This window comes from Propionibacterium sp. (assembly GCF_047719395.1).
Taxonomy (GTDB): Bacteria; Actinomycetota; Actinomycetes; order Propionibacteriales; family Propionibacteriaceae; genus Propionibacterium.
Genome location: NZ_JBDNTB010000081.1, coordinates 1 through 7,760 on the forward strand (window position 1 = coordinate 1; position 7,760 = coordinate 7,760).

Annotated in this window: 6 protein-coding genes and 1 pseudogene; all 7 read right to left on the reverse strand. The window is 71.4% G+C overall.

The window, feature by feature from the left end:
• Positions 1–275: 275 nt before the first annotated feature.
• The 7 genes and pseudogenes from ABF648_RS11405 to ABF648_RS11435 all read right to left on the reverse strand — a co-directional run bounded on the left by ABF648_RS11405 (position 276) and on the right by ABF648_RS11435 (position 7,547).
• Positions 276–905, reverse strand: coding sequence for a peroxiredoxin family protein (locus ABF648_RS11405; RefSeq protein ID WP_025402400.1), 630 nt, complete (start codon positions 903–905; stop codon positions 276–278).
• Positions 902–1,849, reverse strand: a complete 948-nt coding sequence (locus ABF648_RS11410) for a cytochrome c biogenesis CcdA family protein (RefSeq protein ID WP_224209229.1) — start codon at positions 1,847–1,849, stop codon at positions 902–904. The genes ABF648_RS11405 and ABF648_RS11410 overlap by 4 nt, the downstream gene beginning before the upstream one ends.
• Positions 1,846–2,154 (reverse strand): glutaredoxin family protein, encoded by a 309-nt coding sequence (locus tag ABF648_RS11415; RefSeq protein ID WP_025402402.1) that lies wholly within the window; start codon positions 2,152–2,154, stop codon positions 1,846–1,848. Before ABF648_RS11415 ends, ABF648_RS11410 begins: the two co-directional genes overlap by 4 nt.
• Before the next feature lie 153 nt (positions 2,155–2,307).
• A complete protein-coding gene (locus ABF648_RS11420; RefSeq protein ID WP_415632380.1) occupies positions 2,308–3,558 on the reverse strand; it encodes an NRAMP family divalent metal transporter in 1,251 nt (416 codons plus the stop codon).
• Between the two features lie 108 nt (positions 3,559–3,666).
• Positions 3,667–4,255 (reverse strand): annotated as a pseudogene (locus ABF648_RS11425) (TlpA family protein disulfide reductase).
• A gap of 401 nt (positions 4,256–4,656) precedes the next feature.
• Positions 4,657–7,155 (reverse strand): copper-transporting P-type ATPase, encoded by a 2,499-nt coding sequence (locus tag ABF648_RS11430; RefSeq protein WP_415632381.1) that lies wholly within the window; start codon positions 7,153–7,155, stop codon positions 4,657–4,659.
• A 50-nt stretch (positions 7,156–7,205) separates the two neighbouring features.
• Positions 7,206–7,547: a hypothetical protein gene (locus ABF648_RS11435; RefSeq protein WP_025402405.1), complete on the reverse strand. Its 342-nt coding sequence runs from the start codon at positions 7,545–7,547 to the stop codon at positions 7,206–7,208.
• Positions 7,548–7,760 lie beyond the last annotated feature (213 nt).

The following is a 7,760-nucleotide window of genomic DNA, read 5'->3' on the forward strand; positions in this document are numbered from 1 at the left end:
AATCGGAAACCGACGACTCGCACAGCGACCGGACCGAATGAAGGGGGCGGCCCAGTCCGACAGTGGCGTCACAGCGTTGAGGGCTCGCGCGCTCACTGTCGGGCATCGTCGGGAAATGACCGAAAGAGGCCCAGTGCGGGGACGGCGCATGACGCAGGATGGCCAACCACCACGGCCGTCTCCCCAGACCCGAACCGCGGTGTCCAGGCGTGTGACCGGCGGGGCCGGGTAGAGCGTGCACGCCGGCCCTGCGGTCGGATGGTCTGGTTGGGCGGTCAGTTGCTGAGGTGGCTCTTGGCGGTGGTCAGGAGGTCGTGGGGGTCGATCCACATGGAGGGGTAGTCGCCCTGCCAGACCTTGTTGCCCGACTTGTCGATGAGGACGAAGCCGTGGCCGGGCAGGTCGGCGTGCATGCCTTTGCCCAAGGTGTCGTAGGCCTTGGAGACGGTGCCGTCGTCGAGCAGGTAGGGGGTCTTGACGCCGTAGGTGTCGAGGTCGGGCTGGATCTGGGCCTTGGTGTTCATGACGATGGGTAACACGGTGATGCCGGACTTCTGGAAGGCCGGGTCCTTCTCGATCGTGGCCATCTGCTGGGTGCAGGCTCCGCAGCCTGCTCCCTCGTTGAAGTACAGCAGTACGGGCCTGCCCCTGTAGTCGGACAGGGACACCGTGGTTCCGGCGGTGGTGGTCAGGCTGAACTGGGGTGCGGTGCCGCTGGTTGCGCCGTTCTTCGGTCGCGCGCTCCACAGGCCGAGGCCGATGATGACGACCGCGATCACGGCGGCGAGTGCTCCGAGCAGCCGGCGGGTGCGGCGCCGTTTGGCCTGGGCCAGCGCATCGGCGTGTTGTTGCTGGTGCAGCTGTTCGCGGCGGCTGCTGGTGCGGGGGTTGCGCGTGGTGCTCATGCGGGTGTCCTGACGTTGGTGTGGTGCTGGTCGTGGCAGTGGGCGTGGTCCGCGGAACCGGTGGGGGTGTGCGTGTCGTGGCGCCGCTCGCGCAGCGTGAACCAGACGAACGCGGCGGCGACGGCGAGCAGCGCCAGGCCGAGGACCGGGTCGGGGATGGGTGCGAGCACGGTGAGGATCCGGCGGGCGGTGTCGCTGACCCAGGCGCCGGCGGCACGCTGGAACCAGTTGCCGGGGCCGGTCATTGTCCTTGCCTGGGCGAGGACGATGACCCAGATGCCCATCACCCAGAAGGCGACGGCGACGAGGAGGTTGATGCTGGTGGTGTGGATGTCGCGTCCGGCCATGCGCAGGTGGAGGGGATGCGCCTTGCCCCAGCGGCGCTGGCTGAGGTTCGCGGCGTCCCACACCAGCGCCATCACGAACAGCGGGATGACCATGCCGAACACGAACGCCAGCCCCAGCATCAGCCCACCGACAGGATTGCTGGACAGGGCCGAGAGGGTCATGACTCCGGCCAGGACGGGGGCGCAGCAGCTGGAGGCGATGCCGGAGAACACGCCGAGGCTGAAGAAGGTGGCCGAGTCGCCGCGGCCGGTGGCTGGGGCGCGCAGCATGGACGGCATCGACCACATCCGCCCGGACAGGGCCAGGACGCCGAGGCCGATCATCAGCAGCCCACCGGCCCAGTAGAGCGGCTGGTGGTACTTGGCGATGGCGCCGGAGATGAGGCTGACGCCCAGGGTGATCGGCACCAGCACGACGGCGAGCCCGGCAGCGAACACGAAGGTCAGCGGCAGCAGCCGCCAGCGGTTGTTCTTGACTGCCGCGGCGAGGTAGGAGGGCGCGAGGAACACGATGCAGCAGGGCGCGAACAGTGCGACCATGCCGGCGAAGAAGGCGGCCAGGATGCTGCCGGTGGCGAGCAGGTCGGTTCCCATCATCGCCGCCCGGCGCTACTGGTGAGCTTGTCGAGCTTGCGGCGCGGCAGCCTGCCGGCGCTGAAGAACTCGCCATCGACCAAGACCAGCGGGAAGAGGGCCGGGCGGTGGCGGGTGACCAGGTCGAGGCCCTCGTCGGACTCCGCGTCGACCTCGCGCACCGCGACCTGCCCGGCGGTGGCGCGGCGGCCCAACTCGCCGCGGGCGTCCTCGCACAGGTGGCAGCCCGGTGCGCTGACCAGCGTCACGTCCAACGGGGCCGGGGTGGGGGCGCCGGTCGTGCCCGGCGCGTTCAACAACGTTTTCACGGCTCCACACTCGTCGCCGCATGTTGCGGCGGCCCTGCCGCGACGGTCAAGGTTTGCTCAATCCCACGCCGGCCATCCGGTGCTCCACCACGTGGTGTCGTCAGCGCCAGCGCAGTGGACCGGTCGAGGGGGACGAGCCGCGCGTTCGGCGGCTCACCAGCCCAGTGCCTGGGGGATCATGTACAGCCCGAAACCGATCACGACGACGGAAAGCCCAGTGCACACCCAGCGATAGGGGCCGTGCATGCGGTGTTCTGCGGGCAGCGCCTTCGCCTCGAGCAGCAGCAGGAAGGTCAGCGTGACGGGCAGCAGCAGCGCGTTCATCACCTCGACGTCCACCGCAAGACTGACGAGGTCGACGCTGGCGAGCACCAGCACAGCCCCGACCACGTGGGCGAGGATGTAGACGGCGTAGAACTTCCAGTTGCCCCGGTTGAGGGATTCGTTGAGGCTGTGCCGCCACCGCAGCACCTCGGCCAGCCCCCACGACCCGGCCAGGGACACCACGAGTGCAGCCACGAGCGCGCCGCCCAGCACCGCAACCCCCACCAGCACATCGGCGACACCGGTACCCGTCGCCGGCGCCAGGCCATGCGCGAGGTCCGCCACGCTGTTGAGCGGGGCGCCTCGCCGCGTGGTGAACACGGTGGCAGCGAAGGCGACCACCACGACGATCATGATCACCTGGGTCAACACGGACCCGACAGCGGTGTCCCGACGCTCATCCGCCAGCTGGTCGCGCCGCGGGCCCTTGTCCACGATCGCGCTCTGCTGGTAGAAGATCATCCACGGCATCACCACGGCACCGATGTTGGCGGCCAGCAGGAACAGGTAGGACGCATGGTGCACCGGGAACTGGCGCAGGCCGTGGGACAGGTCCGACCAGCGCGGGTGGGCCAGCAGCATCGCCGGGATGAAGGCCAGCTCCCCCAGCCCGACGACGATCCCGATCCGCTCCACCCGCGCGTACCCGCGCGTGAAACAGACTCCCACCAGTGCAGCGGTCGCCACGGGAATCGTGACGGTGCGGGGGATGCCGAACAGTTCACCCACGCCGGCCACGCCGACGAACTCCGTCAGCAGGGCGCCGATCGCCGAGATGAACAAGGTGGCGCCGGAGAACCATGCCCATCCCGTGCCGAAGTGCTCACGGATGAGGGTGCCGTGCCCTTTGCCGGTGACCACACCAAGTCGGACGGTGATCTCCTGGACCATGAACAGGATGGGGATCAGGGCGATCTGGGGCAGCACCATCGCGTACCCCCACTGCGCGCCGGACTGGGCCGCGGTGATCAGGCATCCAGCATCGGTGTCGGCGAGCATGACGATCAGGCCCGGCCCCCACAGCGCGGACAGGCGCCCCCGTGAGCGGACCCGGGCGGAAGGCAGGGCAGCAGCGCTCATGAGAACAAGTTAGGTAAGCCTTACCTAAATAGCAAGCAATGGCGCCCCGTCCTCAGATGGGCGTCCCGTACTGGGCTGCCAAGAGCGCTGCCTGGACGTCGAGCGGCGTCACCTGCCCGCCGCGACATCGTGGACCATGGCCACCAACGTGGTGGCACGCACCTCCCCGAGCACCCGCGCGGCGGCGTCCCTGCCGGTCGACGACCAGGGTGCTGGGGATCGCCTTCGGCGGCACGGACCGCAGCCGCAGCAGCAGCGCACCGTCGGGGTCGTACAGGCTCGGGTAGCCGATCCTCGCGTTGCGGACGAACGCCTGCGCGGCGGCCTTGTTGGTGTCGCGGGTGTCGATACCGACGAACTGCGCCACTCCCGTGGTCTTCGCTGACGCCGCGACCAGTTGCGGGGCCTCGTGCCGGCACGGCGGGCACCAGGAGCCCCACACGTTGAGCACGATGACCTTTCCTTTGTACTGGGACAGGTCGAGCGGGTTGCCGTCCAGGGTGGTGCCCGACAGGCTGGGCAGCGGCGTGCGCTGGGCGGGGTCGACGAGGGTGACGGTGCCGTCCCCGGCGGCGAAACCGTCCTCGGCCCTCACACCGGTGCTGGAGGAGCAGCCCGCGAGCGCGGCCGCCGCCCCGGCCCCGGACAGGGCGAGCGACGCGCGGCCGAACAGCGCACGGCGCGTCAGGCCGCTCATCGCGTCGTCCCCGTGGTGGGGACGCACTGGCCGAACCCGGCGTGGAGGTCGTTCCGCCGTCCGCATCCGGCCGGCGCCATGCCCGATGGGCCCGGGGCGGGGGCGTGGTGCAAGGTGCTCATGGCCCCACTGTGGCCGGCGCAGGTTGTGGCGGGACTGCCGTGACGGTCAAGGTTCGCTCAAGTCTTCGTTTGGCTGGACGCACAGCTGGGGCGCCCCCCCCCGGGGGGGGGGGGCCCCCGCCGGGGGGGGGGGGGGGGGGGGGGCCCGCCCCGCGCGGGGGGGGGGGAGCCGGCCGCGCGCCGCGGGGTGAGGGGCCCTGGTGCGCCCAGGTGGCTGTGGGCCGGCCCCCCCCCGGGGCCCCCCCCCGGGGGGGGGGGGCCCCCCAGCCTGGGGGTCGGTCAGCGGTGATGACGCAAGCGCAGCGAGTTGGTGATCACGCTGACCGAGCTGAGGGCCATGGCTGCTGCCGCGATGATGGGCGACAGGAGCCATCCGAAGGCGGGGTACAGCACCCCGGCGGCCAGCGGGATGCCGACCACGTTGTAGATGAACGCGAACACCAGGTTCTGGCGGATGTTGCGCATCGTGTCGACCGACAGGTCGCGGGCCTTGACCAGGGCGGCCAGGTCGCCGCCGAGCAGGGTCACGTCGGAGCTCTCGATGGCCACGTCGGTGCCGGTTCCCATGGCCACGCCCACGTCGGCCGCGGCAAGGGCGGGCGCGTCGTTGACGCCGTCACCGGCCATGGCGACCTTGTGGCCCTGGGCCTGCAGCGCCTGCACGTGACCGTGTTTCTGGTCGGGCAGCACGTCGGCGATCACCTCGTCGATGTGCAGCTCGTCGGCGATGGCCCGTGCGGTGGTGGCGTTGTCGCCGGTGAGCATGACGACCCTCATGCCGCGGCGTCGCAGGTCCTCGATCGCGCCGGCGGTGGTCGGCTTGAGGGGGTCGGCGATGGCCAGCACGCTGGCGGGCCGGTCGTCGACGGCCACGACGATGGCGGTGGCGCCGCGGCGGCGGTAGGCCTCCACCACGGGGGCCAGGGCGTGGGTGTCGATGGCCTGGGTGTCGAGGAAGGCGGGGCTTCCGACGACCACGTGGTGGCCGTCCACGGTGGCGCTGACCCCGCCGCCGGGGAAGGCGGCGAAGTCGACGGCCGCAGCCACCGGCCGGCCCGCCTCGCGGGCGGCGTCGACCACGGCCCGCGCCAGCGGGTGCTCGGAGCCGGCCTCGACGGCGGCGGCCAGCGCGAGGACCGTCGCGGGGTCGTGGCCGTCGACCGCCTGCTGGTCGACCAGGCTGGGCCGGCCCTGGGTGAGGGTGCCGGTCTTGTCGACCACCAGGGTGTCGATCTTCTGCAGCCGCTCCAGCGCCTCGGCGTTCTTGACCAGCACGCCCTCGCCGGCGCCGCGGCCGACACCGACCATGATCGACATGGGGGTGGCCAGGCCCAGCGCGCAGGGGCAGGCGATGATCAGGACGCTGACGGCGGCGACGATCGCGAACGGCAGCCGCGGCTGCGGCCCGACCGCGAACCAGATCCCGAAGGCGGCCAGCGCGATGACGATGACGACCGGCACGAACACGGCCGAGATCCTGTCGACCAGACCCTGGATGGGTGCGCGGGACCGCTGCGCCTGGGAGACCAGGTCGACGATGCGGGCCAGGGTGGAGTCGGCGCCCAGGCCGGTGGCCTCCACGACCATGCTGCCGCCGTTGGCGATGGTGCCGCCGATGACGCGGTCACCGGTGTTCTTGTCGACGGGGACAGGCTCGCCGGTGATCATGGACTCGTCCACGTAGGCGTGCCCGTCGACGACGGTGCCGTCGGCGGGCACCTTCTCGCCGGGACGCACCCGGCACCGGTCGCCCAGCTGCAGGTCGGCGGCCGGCACGTCGGTCTCGGTGCCGTCGGCCTCGATGCGGTGGGCGGTGGCCGGTGAGAGGTCCAGCAGCGCGCGGATCGCCCCGGAGGTCTGGTCACGGGCCCGCAGCTCGAGGACCTGGCCGAGCAGCACGAGGGTGACGATGACCGCGGCCGCCTCGAAGTAGGTGCCGATCCGCCCGTCAGCGCCGCGCATGCTCGCCGGGAACAGCCCCGGCGCCAGGACCGCGACCAGGCTGTACAGCCAGGACGCGCCGACACCCAGCGACACCAGGGTGAACATGTTCAGGTGGCGGCTGGCCACCGACTTGGCGCCGCGCACGAAGAACGGCCAGCCCGCCCACCACACCACCGGCACGGACAGCACCAGCTCCACCCACGGGGCGACGGTGGCGGGCAGCAGCCCGCGCATCGCCGGCACCAGCTGCGGGCCCATGGTGAGGACCACCAGCGGCACGGTCAGCACCGCCGCGAGCCGGAACCGGCGCCGCATGTCGACCAGCTCAGGGTTCGGGCCGTCGTCCAGCCCGGCGGAGACCGGTTCGAGCGCCATCCCGCAGATCGGGCAGTCGCCGGGCCCGTCACGGCGGATCTCCGGGTGCATCGGGCAGGTCCAGCTCCCCGCACGGGTCCCGTCGTGCGCCACTGTCCCCACCTGCTCACCGGAAGCGTGCTGGTGGCCGGAAGCGTGCTGGTGATCGTGCTGCTGGGCGGCCGGCGCGTCCCCGCCGTCGGCGGGTTGGAGGAACATGCCGCACTTCGGGCAGCGTCCGGGCTGGTCGCTGGTGACCTCGGGGTGCATCGGGCAGGTCCACGTGCCGGTGTCCTGCGGCTCGGCCACCAGCTGCAGGGGCGGGGCGGCGGCGTCCTGGGCCGCGGCGGCCTCGAGGAACATGCCGCACTTCGGGCAGCGTCCGGGCTGGTCGCTGGTGACCTCCGGGTGCATGGGGCACGTGTAGTGGGTGGCGATGGTCTGGTCGTGGATGGCTGCGGTGGTGGCCGAGTGGTTCATGGTTGCTCCTCGATGCGGGTGTCGCGGGCGGGTAGGCCGCGGGGTGGTGGTCAGTGACGGGAGCCGTGGTCCATCATGCGCATCATCAGCCCCATCATGACCATGCAGCCGATGGCCGGCACCAGGGCGGCCAGCGCCCCTCCTGCCCCGATGCTGGAACGGCCCGCCCACAGGTAGGCGCCCACGACGAGCAGCATCGGTGCGCACATGAGCAGGTGCATCAGGTGGTGGCCCTTGCCGTGCTGGTGGGCGGCGCCGTGCTGGTGGCCGCCGTGCGGCTGGAGCGGCTGTCCTCCCACTGCGGCGGGGTCTTGGTCCAGCACGGGTCCGGTGAGGGGTTCACGCGGCGTGGTGGCGAAGGAACGGGGGGTCTGGTCGGGGCTGGTGTACATGGCTTCTCCTGTGTGCCTGGGGCTGTGCTGCCCTCACCCACAACACTGCCGGTCCTCGCTCAAGACACGACCCTTGCTTTGGTCAAGCTTCCCCACATGTTGGTCAAGATTCGGCCAAGCCGTGCCCGGGCGGCACGGCGGCGAGGCACGCGGGGGCATGGCGGTGGCGCGGCCCCGGGGGGGGGGGGTGTGTGTTTAACCAAAACCCCCCCC

Coding starts and splice junctions, on each gene's coding strand:
- ABF648_RS11405 (WP_025402400.1), bottom strand. CDS start 905: ATGAGCACCACGCGCAACCCCCGCACCAGCAGCCGCCGCGAACAGCTG.
- ABF648_RS11410 (WP_224209229.1), bottom strand. CDS start 1,849: ATGATGGGAACCGACCTGCTCGCCACCGGCAGCATCCTGGCCGCCTTC.
- ABF648_RS11420 (WP_415632380.1), bottom strand. CDS start 3,558: ATGAGCGCTGCTGCCCTGCCTTCCGCCCGGGTCCGCTCACGGGGGCGC.
- ABF648_RS11430 (WP_415632381.1), bottom strand. CDS start 7,155: ATGAACCACTCGGCCACCACCGCAGCCATCCACGACCAGACCATCGCC.
- ABF648_RS11435 (WP_025402405.1), bottom strand. CDS start 7,547: ATGTACACCAGCCCCGACCAGACCCCCCGTTCCTTCGCCACCACGCCG.